The sequence below is a fragment of the Comamonas sp. 4034 genome (assembly GCF_050434545.1).
GTDB classification, from domain to species: domain Bacteria; phylum Pseudomonadota; class Gammaproteobacteria; order Burkholderiales; family Burkholderiaceae_C; genus Comamonas; species Comamonas odontotermitis.
Map to the genome: position 1 here is coordinate 25405 of NZ_JBNDIT010000011.1, position 13606 is coordinate 39010.

At 62.8% G+C, this 13606-nt stretch carries 15 protein-coding genes; 9 read left to right on the plus strand and 6 right to left on the minus strand.

From position 1 onward, the window contains the following. The first annotated feature begins 77 nt into the window (after positions 1–77). From ABIE32_RS13110 to ABIE32_RS13120, 3 genes are all read left to right on the plus strand, one after another. Entirely contained in the window at positions 78–908 is an 831-nt protein-coding gene (locus ABIE32_RS13110; protein ID WP_224152622.1) for an ABC transporter ATP-binding protein, read from the plus strand. 20 nt (positions 909–928) lie between these two features. Further along, positions 929–1825, plus strand: a complete 897-nt coding sequence (locus tag ABIE32_RS13115; RefSeq protein ID WP_224152288.1) for an ABC transporter permease — start codon at positions 929–931, stop codon at positions 1823–1825. 219 nt (positions 1826–2044) lie between these two features. Next, the gene (locus ABIE32_RS13120) at positions 2045–2671 is read left to right on the plus strand and encodes a 2'-5' RNA ligase family protein (protein WP_429016736.1); all 627 of its coding nucleotides are present in this window, start codon (positions 2045–2047) and stop codon (positions 2669–2671) included. Between the two features lie 130 nt (positions 2672–2801). Here the strand turns inward: ABIE32_RS13120 and ABIE32_RS13125 are convergent, their stop codons facing one another. Both ABIE32_RS13125 and ABIE32_RS13130 read right to left on the minus strand, forming a co-directional pair. Continuing rightward, positions 2802–3914 (minus strand): NAD(P)/FAD-dependent oxidoreductase, encoded by a 1113-nt coding sequence (locus tag ABIE32_RS13125; protein ID WP_429016738.1) that lies wholly within the window; start codon positions 3912–3914, stop codon positions 2802–2804. A gap of 133 nt (positions 3915–4047) precedes the next feature. Continuing rightward, a complete protein-coding gene (locus ABIE32_RS13130) occupies positions 4048–4986 on the minus strand; it encodes a LysR family transcriptional regulator (protein WP_395025376.1) in 939 nt (312 codons plus the stop codon). Between the two features lie 166 nt (positions 4987–5152). Here ABIE32_RS13130 and ABIE32_RS13135 point away from each other — a divergent pair, with 166 nt between their 5' ends. Beyond that, positions 5153–5854, plus strand: coding sequence for a pirin family protein (locus ABIE32_RS13135; protein WP_395025374.1), 702 nt, complete (start codon positions 5153–5155; stop codon positions 5852–5854). Positions 5855–5926: 72 nt separating this feature from the next. Next, on the plus strand, positions 5927–6337 hold the full coding sequence (locus ABIE32_RS13140) for a DoxX family protein (protein ID WP_429016741.1): 411 nt from the start codon (positions 5927–5929) through the stop codon (positions 6335–6337). Positions 6338–6448: 111 nt separating this feature from the next. On the opposite strand, the gene ABIE32_RS13145 is transcribed toward ABIE32_RS13140, so the two are convergent. Together ABIE32_RS13145 and ABIE32_RS13150 are read right to left on the minus strand one after the other, a co-directional pair. Beyond that, entirely contained in the window at positions 6449–7198 is a 750-nt protein-coding gene (locus tag ABIE32_RS13145) for a sulfurtransferase (RefSeq protein WP_429016744.1), read from the minus strand. Between the two features lie 66 nt (positions 7199–7264). Continuing rightward, on the minus strand, positions 7265–8959 hold the full coding sequence (locus ABIE32_RS13150) for a SulP family inorganic anion transporter (RefSeq protein WP_429016746.1): 1695 nt from the start codon (positions 8957–8959) through the stop codon (positions 7265–7267). Between the two features lie 248 nt (positions 8960–9207). On the opposite strand from ABIE32_RS13150, the gene ABIE32_RS13155 reads away from it, so the two are divergent. The 3 genes from ABIE32_RS13155 (at position 9208) to ABIE32_RS13165 (ending at position 12038) form a co-directional block, all read left to right on the plus strand. Next, complete coding sequence (locus ABIE32_RS13155) at positions 9208–9690, plus strand: BON domain-containing protein (RefSeq protein WP_429016747.1); 483 nt, start codon at positions 9208–9210, stop codon at positions 9688–9690. 221 nt (positions 9691–9911) lie between these two features. Next, the gene (locus ABIE32_RS13160) at positions 9912–10925 is read left to right on the plus strand and encodes an LD-carboxypeptidase (RefSeq protein WP_429016750.1); all 1014 of its coding nucleotides are present in this window, start codon (positions 9912–9914) and stop codon (positions 10923–10925) included. Positions 10926–11132: 207 nt separating this feature from the next. Next, complete coding sequence (locus ABIE32_RS13165) at positions 11133–12038, plus strand: adenylate/guanylate cyclase domain-containing protein (RefSeq protein WP_429016753.1); 906 nt, start codon at positions 11133–11135, stop codon at positions 12036–12038. Here ABIE32_RS13165 and ABIE32_RS13170 read toward each other — a convergent pair. Both ABIE32_RS13170 and mobA read right to left on the minus strand, forming a co-directional pair. Beyond that, a complete protein-coding gene (locus ABIE32_RS13170; protein ID WP_429016756.1) occupies positions 12035–12388 on the minus strand; it encodes a thioredoxin family protein in 354 nt (117 codons plus the stop codon). The genes ABIE32_RS13165 and ABIE32_RS13170 overlap by 4 nt on opposite strands. A gap of 84 nt (positions 12389–12472) precedes the next feature. Continuing rightward, complete coding sequence (mobA, locus tag ABIE32_RS13175) at positions 12473–13144, minus strand: molybdenum cofactor guanylyltransferase MobA (protein WP_429016757.1); 672 nt, start codon at positions 13142–13144, stop codon at positions 12473–12475. Between mobA and ABIE32_RS13180 the strand changes: the two genes are divergently transcribed. Further along, complete coding sequence (locus tag ABIE32_RS13180) at positions 13134–13445, plus strand: hypothetical protein (RefSeq protein ID WP_429016759.1); 312 nt, start codon at positions 13134–13136, stop codon at positions 13443–13445. The two genes, mobA and ABIE32_RS13180, sit on opposite strands and share 11 nt — an antisense overlap. Positions 13446–13606 lie beyond the last annotated feature (161 nt).

Genomic DNA, 13606 nt, shown 5'->3' on the forward strand with positions numbered 1-13606 from the left:
CTGTGCTGCCCGCTGCGCGCCTATTCACCATCATCCAGGAGCATTTCATGTCCTACGCCACAGAGGCGGTTGCCAGCATGCAGCCGCCCAGCATTCTGCAGCCCCAAGGTGCTGCAGCGCCCGCCCAACAAGCGGATGCAGCGATTGAGTTTGACAAGGTGTCGCTGCGCTTCATCGCCCCCGACGGCACAGCCACCCTGGCGCTGCGCAATTTTTCGATGCGCGTGGCCAAGGGGGAGTTCATCGCCATCGTCGGCCCCACGGGCAGCGGCAAATCCACCACGCTCAACCTGATCACCAGCTTGCTGCAGCCCACGGTGGGTGAGGTGCGGGTCATGGGCAAAAAAGTGGAGCAGATCGATCCGCGCATCGGCTTCGTCTTTCAGGCCGATGCCGTGTTTCCCTGGAAATCGGTGCGCGAGAACGTGGCCGCCGGTCCGATCTTTCGGGGCAAGCCCCGCGAGCAGGCCCTCAAGCTGGCTGACGAGTGGATTCACCGCGTGGGACTGGCCAATTTTGGCAACCATTACCCGCACCAGCTCTCGGGCGGGATGCGCAAGCGCGTGGCGCTGGCCCAGACCTTCATCAACCAGCCCGAGATTCTGCTGATGGACGAGCCGTTTTCGGCGCTGGACATGCAGACCCGTACCCTGATGCAGGACGAGCTGCTGCGGCTGTGGTCGGGCTCTGGCGGCTCGGTGGTGTTCGTGACACATGACCTGGAAGAGGCAATCGCCCTGGCCGACCGCGTTTTTGTGCTGACCGCACGCCCCGCCACCTTGAAGCGTGTGTACGAGATCGATCTGCCGCGCCCCCGCGTCATGAGCGAGGTGCGCTACGACCCGCAGTTTATCGACCTGTCCAAGCGCATCTGGGATGACCTGCGCGAAGAAGTCCATATCCAGTAATACGAGGGAAGGAACACACCATGTCTGAACTCACTCTGAACCAGGGCATTCCCTCCGCGCAGGCGGCGCCCGAGCAGACCCCCGCTGCCGTGAGCGACGCCGCGCTGGCGCAGGAATCCATCGCTGCGCAGGCGGCCATCAAGCGCCGCAAGGCCGTCATCATCGCGCTGCGCCTGCTGGTGCTCGTCGCGGTGCTCGGCGGCTGGGAAGTCTCTGCCCGCATGAAGTGGATCGATCCGTTCTTCTACTCGATGCCATCCATGATCTGGAGCCAGATTGTGGAATGGATGCGCGACGGCACATCGCAAGGCCCGCTATGGCAGCAGGTGCTGGTGACGCTGGAGGAGACGGTGATCGGCTTTCTGATCGGCTCGATCGCCGGCGTGATCTGCGGCATTGTGCTGGGCCGCAACAAGCTGCTCTCCGATGTGTTCTCCATCTATATCCAGATCGCCAACTCGATTCCCCGCGTGGTGCTGGGCTCGGTGTTTGTGATCGCACTGGGCCTGGGCATGGCGTCCAAGGTGGCGCTGGCCGTGGTGATGGTGTTCTTTGTGGTGTTTGCCAATGCATTCCAGGGCGTGCGTGAGGCAGACAAGTACATGATTGCCAATGCCCAGATTCTGGGCGCATCGCCGCGCCAAGTGACGATGTCGGTCGTCATTCCGTCTGCCATGTCGTGGATTCTGGCCAGCCTGCATGTGAGCTTTGGCTTTGCGCTGGTGGGCGCTGTGGTGGGCGAGTTTCTCGGCGCCAAGGAAGGTATCGGCCTGTTGATTTCCACCGCGCAGGGCGCCTTCAATGCCAGCGGTGTATTTGCCGCCATGATCGTGCTGGCTGTCGTTGCGCTGGGGGCGGATTTTCTCCTCACTCGCTTGGAAAAGCGCTTGCTCAAGTGGCGCCCTGCGGCCTTCTGACACTGCGCGAACCGGGGAAACATACCCATTTCATTACCTCCTCGTCGGTAGTCCAAGCACTCCATGCTCTACCGGCCTTGTGCCACCTCTGCCAACCGAGGTGGCATTTTTTTGTCCGCTGTGCAGGAAGCAGCTGCAACCCGTGGCGCAGGGCGCAAGTCACAAGGCGGCTGGCTAGAATGGCGCGTTTTCAACCGCCTTGGCCTCAGTGCTTCTTCCATGTCCCGCTTGACCGTACCCGACCACCAGATAGGCAACCCCACCTTTGCGATCAATATCGTGGTCAGGCCGTCGCCGGATGTGATGCAGGCGCTGGTGGCGCTGCAGGACCGGATCGAGGCGCTGGCGCCAGCGGGCACCTTTCATCGGGTGCCCGCGCCAACGCTGCACCTGAGTATTTTTCAGCTCGTCTGGGCGCGAACGCAGCATGTGGCCATCGGGCCGCAGGAATGGCTGGGGCTGGAGGCCGATACATTCACGGCCTTGCAGGCCCTCGCCTCGCGATACGAGCCGTTTGTGCTGCACCAGGGGCAGGTTCAGGTGGGTGACAAGGCCATTTATCTGCAGTTTTCGCCATCCGCTGCAATGGATCGCCTGCGTGACGAGATCGAGCACCATGCCAGAGACCGTTTTCCCGGCAGACACCGGCCGCAGATTCAGCACATCACGCTGTTTCGCTACCAGCAGGCGGTGCCTTTGGCGCCCCTGGCCCACGGTTGTGCCCAACTGCCGCCATGGCAGCAGGCCTGGTCGATAGAGCAGATGGAACTGGGGCAGGAGACCGCGTATCCGCTGCTGGCAAGCCGCACGGTGGGCAATTTGGCCTTGGGCTCCAGCGAGACCTGACCGTCCTGGTGCATGGATTGCTCGGGCGAAAAAAAGGTACCAGCGGCTGCAGGGTCCACTGGTACCGGCCTGATGTCGCTATGAGAAGCGCTATCAGGCGGAGATAACGGAAGAGGTACCAGGCGAGGTATCAGGCCTTTTCGCCAAGCATGGCCAGGGCCAGTTCCAGCCCGGAGACAAAGGCGTCTTCCACACGGTAACCCAGGCACCAGTCGCCAGCCAGGCCCACGCACTGCGACGCATCCCACAGGTGGCTGCGTGGCTTGCCTTGTGCATCCTTGGGCAGGGGGTTGATGGTTTTGGCGTAGCCCCATTGCACCACGCGCATCTCCGTCGGCGTGGCACGGATGCGGGTGAGTTCGGAGAAGGCCTGCAGCATCTTGGCGGCCACGCGCTGGGGTTCGTCGTTCTCATGCTTGCGGGCCCAGTCGGGGCTGGCCTGCACGGTCCAGCGCTCCATCTTGCCGCGCCCGGGCTTGGAGGATTCACGCGCCAGCCAGGTGATGCGCGGGTGCTCGGTGCGGGCGGCATTCCACTGTGGGCCCATATTGGTCAAGGCCGGGTCCACGGCGTGGGCAAAGCTCAGCAGCAGGGTCCAGCTGGGGGCAATATACACATCGCCCAGGTTCCAGTCTGCGGGTGGGGTGAGGTCGCTTTCCCCCAGCAGCACTTCGGCTTCGGGGGCGGGGACGGCCAGCACCACGCCATCGAGTCCGGCGTAGACATGCACGCCGCCATCGGCGTCTTCGGTACGGATCTGCCATTGATCGGGGTTGAGCGCATCGCGCTCGAAAGCCACGGCTTCCTCGCCCAGGCGCACAGCCAGCGGCGCGGCCCAGACCTGCAGCAGGCTGTCCATGGTGGGAACGCCCAGCAGGTGCGGCTCCATCGATGCCCGGCTGACCACGGCCTTGCCAGACGAATCCAGTGTGCGGATGGCGTTCACGCTCCAGGGCCGGGTGACGCCGGGGGCGGTGTCCAGCGCCTGCTGGAAGCGCGGGTCGCGCACGGTAAAGAACTGCGCGCCCAGGTCAAAGCTGCCGTGGCTGCCATCGCGGCTGGCCATGCGGCCCCCGACCTGGGTCTGTGCCTCGATCACGGTGACCTGGTGGCCCGCTTGCTGCAGCGTGCGGGCGCAGGCGATACCGGCCATGCCGGCACCGACGACGGCAAAGTGGCGCGGAGCGCCGGATTTTGGGGTTTGTTTGGATCGTTTGGGCTTGGGAGGGATGCGAGAAGGCATGCGAGACTTTCTGTTCTGGTTCGGCAAGCGGGACAAGGAAGAATCAGTGTTTCCAAAAAACTCCAGTGGCAATCGAAAGCTGGGCTTTCAGCGATCCACTCTACACGTTGTGGAAGGCAATTCTGGTCAGGATTTATCCCACGTAGTGGTTGTTGAGCAGTGACTCGCGCGTTGCCTGCGACTGTAGCCTGTCCAGCCACCATTGCAGGGCTTTGCCCGGCGCATTGCTGCACCACGCATAGCGCAGCTTGATCTTGCGCAATGGGCGCATCAGCTCGCGTTCCACCAACTGGCCGCTGCGCAGGTAGGGCAGGGTCATGTTGTCGGGCAGAAAACCCGCGCCAATGCCGCGTAGCTGGGCCTGCAGCTTGGCCTGCATGGTGTCGACGGTGAGCACGTCCTGGCCGCTCATCACGCCGATGGTCTGGCCTTGGCCGCTGCGCGAGGAATCGGCCACCGCGATGATGCGATGGCGGCGCAGCACATCGTCGCTGATGGGCTGGATCTCGTCGGCCAGGGGGTGGTGTGGCGCCACCACGTAGCGGAAGGTGATCTCGCCCAGATCGAGCTGTTGCAGGCCTGACACGTTCGACGCATCGACCGCGATGCCAATGGCGAGGTCGGCCCGTCCACTGGTCAGCGATTCGAGCGTGCCCGCCAGGATGCTGTCGATGATCTTGAGGCGTGTGGGCGGCGCAATGGCGTAGAAGGCCTCGACCAGCTCCAGCAGGGTGGTGCGCGAGATGACACCGTCGACCGCAATGCGCAGCTCTGGCTCCCAACCGGTGGCCACGCGGCGCACGCGGTTGGCGACGGCATCCACCTCCTGCAGCAGGCGCGCGCCTTCGCGCAGCAGCTCTTCGCCAGCTTCGGTGGGGCGAGCCTGGCGAGCGCTGCGGTCAAACAGCAGCACATCGAGGGCGTCTTCCACCTGGCGGATGCGGTAGGTGAGGGCGCTGGGCACCAGGCCCAGCTTGCGTGCAGCGGCGGCAAAGCTGCCGGTGTCGGCCACCAGTTGCAGCAGTGCGAGGGTGTCGGGGGTGAGTACATCGCGGTCGCGCAGTACGGCCATGTCAGGGTCCTTCGGCGTGGGGAGGGGCGGATGGGAAAACACCATCAGTTTTTTTGAATGATGCCATCAAACCCGCAGTCTCACAGGAGGATGGCGCAGTTTTACAGTTACGGACATGGTGATGAACACGGCATTTCAGCGGTGTTTCACAAGAAGGAGATCAAAAATGTTGATGGTTCGTAAATCTGCTGATCGTGGCCATGCCGACCATGGATGGCTCCGCTCCAACCACAGCTTCTCGTTTGCAGGCTACTACGACCCCCGCTTCATGGGCTGGGGCAATCTGCGCGTGATCAACGAAGACCGCGTTGCCCCTGGTACCGGCTTTGGTACCCATGGCCACCGCGACATGGAAATCATCAGCTATGTGCTCGAAGGCAATCTGGCGCACAAGGACAGCATGGGCCACATCGAAGGGCTGCCCCCGGGCGATGTGCAGCGCATGAGCGCAGGCACCGGCGTGCAGCACAGCGAGTTCAACCATGCCGAGGGCGCGGAAACGCACTTTCTGCAGATCTGGATCGAGCCCAGCAAGACGGGCATTGCTCCGAGCTATGCGCAAAAGACGTTCCCCGACGCCGAAAAGCGCGGCAAGCTGCGCCTGGTGGTGTCACCCGATGGTGCCGATGGCTCGCTGTCCATGACGGCTGATGCCCGTATGTACGCAGGCCTGCTCGATGGCGCGGAAACCGCCGAGGTGGCCATTGCCCCGGGTCGCAAGTCGTATGTGTATGTGGTCAAGGGAGAGGTTGCCGTCAACGGCACGCCGTTGCACACTGGCGATGCGGCCTACATGGACCAGGAAACGGCCGTGAAGCTGGACCAGGCCAAAAATGCCGAAGTGCTGGTGTTTGACCTGGAAGCTTGATCCATCCCAAACTCTGAAACGAGGCTACCCCCGCCCGCAGCCCGCGGGTGGGCAAGGCCAGAGGAGCGTTAAATGAATGCATTGCAAAATCCGCTGGCCTTGCTGGGCCGTATTCTGGTGGCCTGGTTCTTCGTGATTCCGGGTTTTGGCAAGCTCACGGGCTTTGCCGGCGCCGTTGGTTATGCCGCCTCTGCGGGCATGCCCATGCCCGAGATTGCCGTGGGCATCGGCCTGTGTGTCGAGATTCTGGGCGGCCTGGCCATTCTGCTGGGCTGGGGCACGCGCTATGCCGCACTGGCGCTGGCGTTCTTCACCCTGGTGGCCAGCTTCTTCTTCCATGCCTACTGGTCGGTACCCGCCGAGGCACGCATGGTGACGCAACTGCTGTTCAACAAGAACATTGCCATCGTGGGCGGTTTGCTGGCCTTTGCAGCCTTTGGCGCCGGTGCCTGGAGCATGGACGCCAAGCGCAGAGCGGCATGACGGATGCCATGGATTTACCGCCCGCAGCTTGAGGCGGCTTCACAAGAAAGCCCTTTGCACCATGCAAAGGGTTTTTTATGTGTGATGCATGAAAATGGCTTAGGGCAAGCGTCAGATTTGCGCTTTAAGCTCTGTTTTTTGTAGCGAATCATCCACGACACGGCGTTCGTCGAACACAAAGCAACTACCCTGGTAACCGGTGCCATCGGTTTCCTCAAAGTATTTCAGGATGCCGCCTTCGAGCTGGTAGACGTTCTCGATGCCCTCGTCCTGCATCAGGATTGCGGCCTTTTCGCAACGGATGCCGCCGGTGCAATAGCTCACCACGGTCTTGCCCGCCAGATCGGCCTTGTGCGCCCGCAACTGGGCTGGAAACTCGGTGAACTTGCGGATGCGCCAGTCAATGGCACCTGTGAATGCGCCTTCATCCACTTCATAGTCGTTGCGTGTGTCGAGTGTCACCACGGGGCGGCCCGCATCATCGTGCCCCTGGGCCAGCCAGCGCTGCAGGTCTGCAGGCTTGACGGCAGGTGCGCGACCATGGGCCGGGCGAATCGCCGGGTAATCCATGCGGATGATTTCGGGCTTGACCACCACGCGCATCTTGCGAAAAGGCACCGTGCTCGACCAGCTCTCCTTGGGGGCCACGTCGGCAAAGCGCGCATCGGTGCGCAAGGCGTTCACCCAGCCATGCACGGCTTCGGCCGGGCCTGCCAGAAAGAAGTTGATGCCTTCTTCTGCCAGCAATACCGTGCCCTTGAGCGCCCATTGCGCCGCACGCTCGGCCAGCAGCTCGCGCAGCTGCTGCGCATCGGGCAACGGAACGAACTTGTAGCAGGAGATGTTCAGAATGTCGGGCACGGCAGGGAATCTATCAAATTAATAGCGAAGGGCGCCCTCCAGGTGGGCGCCAAAGGCCTATTTTACTTAGATCGAATACTCAATTGTGGCATTGGCCGTGTGTTGCGCCAGGGCCTGCAGAAACTCGGCGTCGGTGCGGTACAGGCGCAGGTGGGGGTTGTCCTGCAGCAGGCCGGCGCGCTTGAGGCGCTGCTCCACGGGCAGCTTCATGCCCACGATGTGCAGCAGGCCGCCGCGCTTGGCGGCCATGCGCTCCAGCCGCACAAAGGCTTCCACGCCGGTGATGTCGATCTGGTTCATGGGCTGGGCCAGCAGGGCCAGCTGCTTGTACTGCGGGTGGTGGGCCCAGTCATTGGCGGCGCGGGTTTCCAGCGCGGCGGCGGATGCGAAATCCAGCTCCGAATCCATGCGCAGCGCCAGCACATCGGGCGCCAGGGTCGGCAGATGCCACAGGTGGCGGTCGCGCAGGCTGCCGTCGGGGTGCAGGCCCACTTCCACAATGCGCGGGTGCAGCCGGTTGTACAGAAAGTAGCAGGAGCTCAGCAGAATGCCTGCCAGCACGCCCCAGTAGATGCGCGGCGCCGTGAGGATGGTGATGGCAAAGGTGGCCACGGCAATGCCGCCTTCGATGCGCGAGATCGCAAAAAGCCGCAGAATCGCCCGGGGCTTGACCAGGTTGGCGACGGCCGTCATCACGATGGCCGCCAGTGCCGACTGCGGCACATGGTAGAGCGCAGGAATGAACCACAGCACCACGACCACCACCAGCAGGATGGAAAACAGGTTGGAGTAACCCGTCTTGGCCCCGGCCAGCAGGTTGACCGCCGAGCGCGAGAAGGAGGCACTGGTGGCAAAGCTGCCAAACAGGCCTGCGCTCATCTTGGACATGCCCTGCGCAATCAGCTCCTGGCTGCTGTCCCAGCGGGTACCTGCCTGCTGGTGCTCCACCTGGGCACTGGAAGCGGTCTCCAAAGCGCTCACCAGCGATATCACCAGCACGGGCATCACCAGAAGGCCAAATTCGTCCCAACTCAGCAGGCCGGGCCAGACAAAGTGCGGCAGCCCCGACGGCAGATGGCCTACCACGGCGCCGCCTTTGTCCGCAAAACCGCCTGCCCAGCTGACGATGCCGGTGATGCCAATGACGAAAATGGCTGACGGAAACGCGGGCCGCCATTTTTTAGCCAGCACCAGGCCTGCAATGCTCAACACGCCAAACAGAATCGAGCGCCAGTCGAACAGCCCGAGCGACGGGTTGTCCCACACGGTGGCCCAGTCGCTTTTCATGCCCAGCAGGCTGGGCAGTTGCGAGGCCAGAATCAAGATGGCTGCCGCCTGGGTGAAGCCGGCCAGTACCGGCGAGGTCACCAGATTGAGCAGCCACCCCGCGCGTACCAGCCCGAGCGACAGCTGCACCAGGCCCGACAGAATCGCCATCCAGGCCGCCAGCACCACCCATTGGGCCGAACCCGGCTCGGCCATGCCGGTGAGCGAAGCGCCGATCAGCAGGGCGGACAGCGCCGTGGGCCCCACGCCCAGGCGCGGCGATGGGCTGAAGAGGATGGCCACCGCCGCTGGAATGATGGAGGCATAGATCCCCGTGATCAGCGGCATGCCTGCCAGATGCGCATAGGCCACGCCCTGTGGCAGCAGCATCAGGCCGACGGTGATGCCGGCCATGGCTTCGCCCCGCAGCAGTTGCAGGGTGGGGCGGGGCCAGGAGAGGAACGGAAAAAGTCGGTAGAGCAGCGGCGCGAGCATGGCGCATTGTCGCCTTATGGCGGGCAGGCCTGCCGCAAGCCGTGGATTTATGCGACAGCGTTCTATGGATTCAGGGACGCTGCCGAGGGGGCGAGCCGTACCGCGGCTGGCCGCATGAAGAAATCGTGGACAAATGTGTAGCCAAGGTTTCAGTTGCAGCATTTGGCTGACAAGGCTGGGCAAGACCGCCAGGATCGCCAACAATCTACACTCAACGCTTTCATTAACGATCCGCTCTCTTTGACTGTATGCCTCCGCACCGAAAGGCCCCGCCTCACCGTTTGCGCAACGCTGATCCGACACGGCAATCCGGGCGTGCTCGTCTGTGGTTGGCGGGTGCCGGTCTGTGCGTGGCTGTCGCCTTGGGCATTGCTGCGCCATGGTGGCTTGTCGAGGCGGATGCCATGGGCACCGGCCAGCAGGTGGCGCAATGGGTGCACGGCCTGCACCAGAAGCTGCGCAGCTCCGGAGCACGGGTGAATGCGACGGTTGAGCAGACCGCCAGCCGCCAGCGGGTGCTGGCGGAAGACGATGCGATATCTGCTGCTGTGAGTGATGCGCTGGCCGCTACCCAAAACGACGATCTGCGCATGCTGCAGGTGCAAACTGGCAATGCCATGGTGACACTGGAAGGTACCCTTCCTTCGCCAGACCTGCGAGACCGCGCCATCGCCATCACGGAGGGTGTGAGCGGCGTACACGGCGTTTTCAGCCTGATCCAGATCCGGTAAGGCTTGCTGCGTGCGGCAGTTGCCTCAGATCGCAAACACGTTTTGGCAACCGGGCCAGGTGGCCTGAGCGCATAATGCGAGCCATTCTTGAAACAAGCCTATGGTTGCTGCCTTGAAGGCAGGCCCCTTTGGCAGCGCGGCGCTACGCTATTGTGTGCGCTGCGAACTTCTATCCATGATCCGGGCAGACCTGTCTGCCAAGCTTTTATCGACCGCGCACCATGCATCAGCACGACAACCACTCGCTTGACCATGACGGCCCATGCGACCATGCCCATTGCGACCACAACCACCACGCTGGCCCGCGCAGCATCTACATCTATTCACCGTCAGGCGCAGTACGCGACAAAAAGGGCTTTCGCCGCGGCGTTGCAAGGCTCAAGGAGCTGGGACACACGGTGGAGGTGGACCCTGCGGCCCTCGACTCCTGGACACGGTTTGCCGGAGACGACGACACGCGCCTGGCGGCCATTGCGCGCGCAGCGGCCAGCGGCGCCGACGTGACGATGATGACGCGCGGCGGCTACGGCATCTCGCGCCTGCTGCACCGCATCGACTATGAGCAGATTGCCCGTTCCATCGAGGCCGGTACGCAATGGGTGGGCCTGAGCGACTTCACGGCCTTGCAGATGGCCCTGTATGTCCGAACCAAGGCGGTGACGTGGGCCGGGCCGTCGCTGGTGGCCGACATCGGCGCAGAAGAGGGCATGGACGACATCATGCTCGATTGCTTTGAAGACCTGCTGATGGGCCACGGCGAAGGCGCTGGCTGGCGCACGCTGGCAGAGCGCGCGGGTACCGTGCAGGGCCCGTCTGCGGACGCGGAAACCTACATTCCCAAAGCCACACTGTGGGGCGGCAATCTGGCCATGCTGGCGTCGCTGGCGGGCACGCCGTACCTGCCCAAGATCAAGAATGGGGTGTTGTTTATTGAAGACGTGGGAGAGACGCCGTACAAGATCGAACGCATGCTGATCACCTTGCTGCATGCCGGTGTTCTGGCCCAGCAAAAGGCGGTGGTGCTCGGTCAGTTCAGCGACTACAAGCTCAATGCGCACGACAAAGGCTACAAGCTGGCCACCGTGGTGCAATGGCTACGCAACCAAGTGACCATCCCGATTTTCACCAACCTGCCGTTTGGCCATGTGCCGACCAAGGTGGTGCTGCCGGTCGGGGCGCAGGTCTCGCTCAGCGTGGAAGGGCGCGACGCCCTGATCTATTGGGGGCATATGTAGCGGTATTGCCGCATTGCTGCACCGCGCCATGCAGCGGCGGCTGCAGATTTACCGCAAGGCACGGCCTGCGGCATAGATTTGTTGATGCTGTGCGAGCGAATCAGCTTGGATATGGACCCCGGTTTGCGGTGTAATATGCGGAATAACAATTCTTTGAGGGTGTAGGCGCTCCGAGGGAGGAGGTGACCGCATCCGCGTGAACTATCCATGACAACTGTCGCCACCGTGGTATTTATCGATATCTCGGGCAGTACTGCTTTGTTCGAAACCTTGGGCAATGAGCGGGCTGCGCGGGCGGTCGCAGGCATGACGGATGCATTCAAGCAAGTCGTCGTGCAAGCGGGCGGGCGGGTCGTCAAAACCTTGGGTGACGGGGTTTTGGCCATTTTCAACAGCAGCGGGCTGGCCGTGAGCGCCATGACCATGCTGATGCGCCGCCATTACGGCCAATGGGATTCGCTGCCCCCGACGCAGAAGTTCCATGTGCGCGTGGGCATGAGCACTGGTGAGGTGGTGCTGATGGAGGGCGACTGCTACGGGGACTCGGTCAACATGGCCTCGCGCCTGTGTGAAAAGGCCAGCCACCGCGAAATCTGGGCCAGCGCGTCGACCATGGAATCAGGCTCCCGCGCCGACACCACCTTTGTGCCCATGGGCTGGATGGAGGTGCGCGGCAAATCCGAGCAGCACATGCTCTACCAGGTGCAGTGGAGTGACACCGAAGCCCAGGAAGTGATCACCGCCTACGACTCCTCGCTGCCCATGCGGCAGGAAACCGTGGTGCAGGTGCGGCTGCGTCTGGCCAGCGGCGGGGTCGAAAGGGTCTTCGAAACCCACGAAATGCCGATTTTCATCGGACGCTCCTCCGATTCGGAATGGGTGGTTCTGGACCGCCGCGTCTCTCGCCAGCATGGCCGCATCGACTGGCGCGGCGGCAATCTGATCTTCACCGATCTGAGCCGCTACGGCACCTGGCTGACCTTTGGCAGCAGCCCCGCTACTGTGGTGCGCCGCGAGACCGTGCAACTGCACGGCGCCGGAGTCATGTATTTTGGCGTGTCGCCCGAAGACCCGACAGCGCCCAGCGCCGCCTTTTCGATCAAGCCTGTTTAGCTGGAGAAGGGTGTAGCTCCAAGCGCTGCGCCCAGTGGGGCCAAGGCTGCTGCAATGGCGGCGGCATCGGTGGGGCGCACCACGCGCGCCACTTCCTGCCCGTCTTTCAGCACCACCAGGGTCGGCCACAGCTTGATGCGATAGCTGCGCCCCAGTGGCTTGCCCGGGCCGTCCTCCACCTTGATGTGGCGGATATCGGCGCGTGGGGAGAGTGCCGCTTCGATCAGCGGCTGTGCGCCCAGGCAGTGCGGGCACCAAGGGGTGCCAAACTCAATCACGGTGTGGCCGGGCAGCGTGTCCACTTCGGCGCGGTTGGGCTCCTGCGCCAGATGCTGGTTAGCGAAAGTCATGCGGTCTCCAGGGTAAGCATATTTGCGACTATTCAATTGATAGCAGATTGCGAGCATCGGCCTTATACCCATGCCGGATTGGGATCATCCTTCTGCGCCGTTAACGGGGCATTGGCGGGCCAGTATCTCCAACTCCTGCAGCGTGTTGGCGTTGTAGAAGGCGGCTGTATCGTTGAACTCGACCATCACCATCGGGTGCTGCGCCGCCCACTGACGGACCTTGCGGCCGCCGGAATCTACAAAACTGCGCACGCTCGCCGCCAGGCTGGCATGCAGCAGGCAGAACGTAGGCTGGGCCAGGCGGCCATCGGGGCCGCGAGTGCAGGCCATCGCAACCAGCGCCTGATCGCGAACAGCCGCCCGCGCCAGCTCGGCTGCCAGGTCGGCCGGAAAAAACGGTGTGTCGCAGGCCACCGTCAACAGCCAGGGGGTGCGGCAGGCATCCAACCCCGCTGCAAACCCTGCAAGCGGCCCGGGGTAGGGTTCGGCGGGGGCGTCTGCCGTCGCTGAGGCGGCAGGCACCAGATCGGTGATCACCGTGTGGCCCAGCGCCGCATAGGCTTGCAGATGCCGGTTGGCATTGACCAGTACCCGGCCCGTCTGCGCCGCCAGCCGCTCTGCCGCCCACCCAGCCAATGGCCTGCCCGCCAGCAGTTGCAGGCCTTTGTCCACCCCGCCCATGCGCGAGCCCTGGCCGCCAGACAAAACCAGCCCGGTGATCTGTTCGCGGGGAATGGACAAGGGGATGGCTGGCATTGTTTTGATGATGAAGGAGCTGAAGGTGACGGGTAGGTGCGCAATGGGGGCGATTTTGGGTTGGAGAGCAGCACCTGCCGCCTGCGATAGAAAACAGGCAAGGAGCGCTCAGGCACGCCATGAAATCACTGACCACCGGAACTGGCTCAGTGTACGCGCTGCCGTCACTGCCATCGGCCTTGCCGTGCCTGCCAGTCGCTCCTGTCAGCAATTGCCTGTAAGAAATTTCATGTTACCGGGCTGTGGCGATTCGCACGGTCCTGTTGGAGCACATAAATTCATTCAATCGCTTTTATTTTGATAGCTGGTTGCGTACTGGTGACAAGGATCATGCTTTAACTAGATTTGAAATTGAGCAGACCCTATGGGTGTAAGTGCTCAGTGACGTTTGATGCAAATCAAAGGCAAGCCTTTGCCGCTAAGCATGATGTTTGATCGGGTGGCTGTTGCTGCACTGCAGCG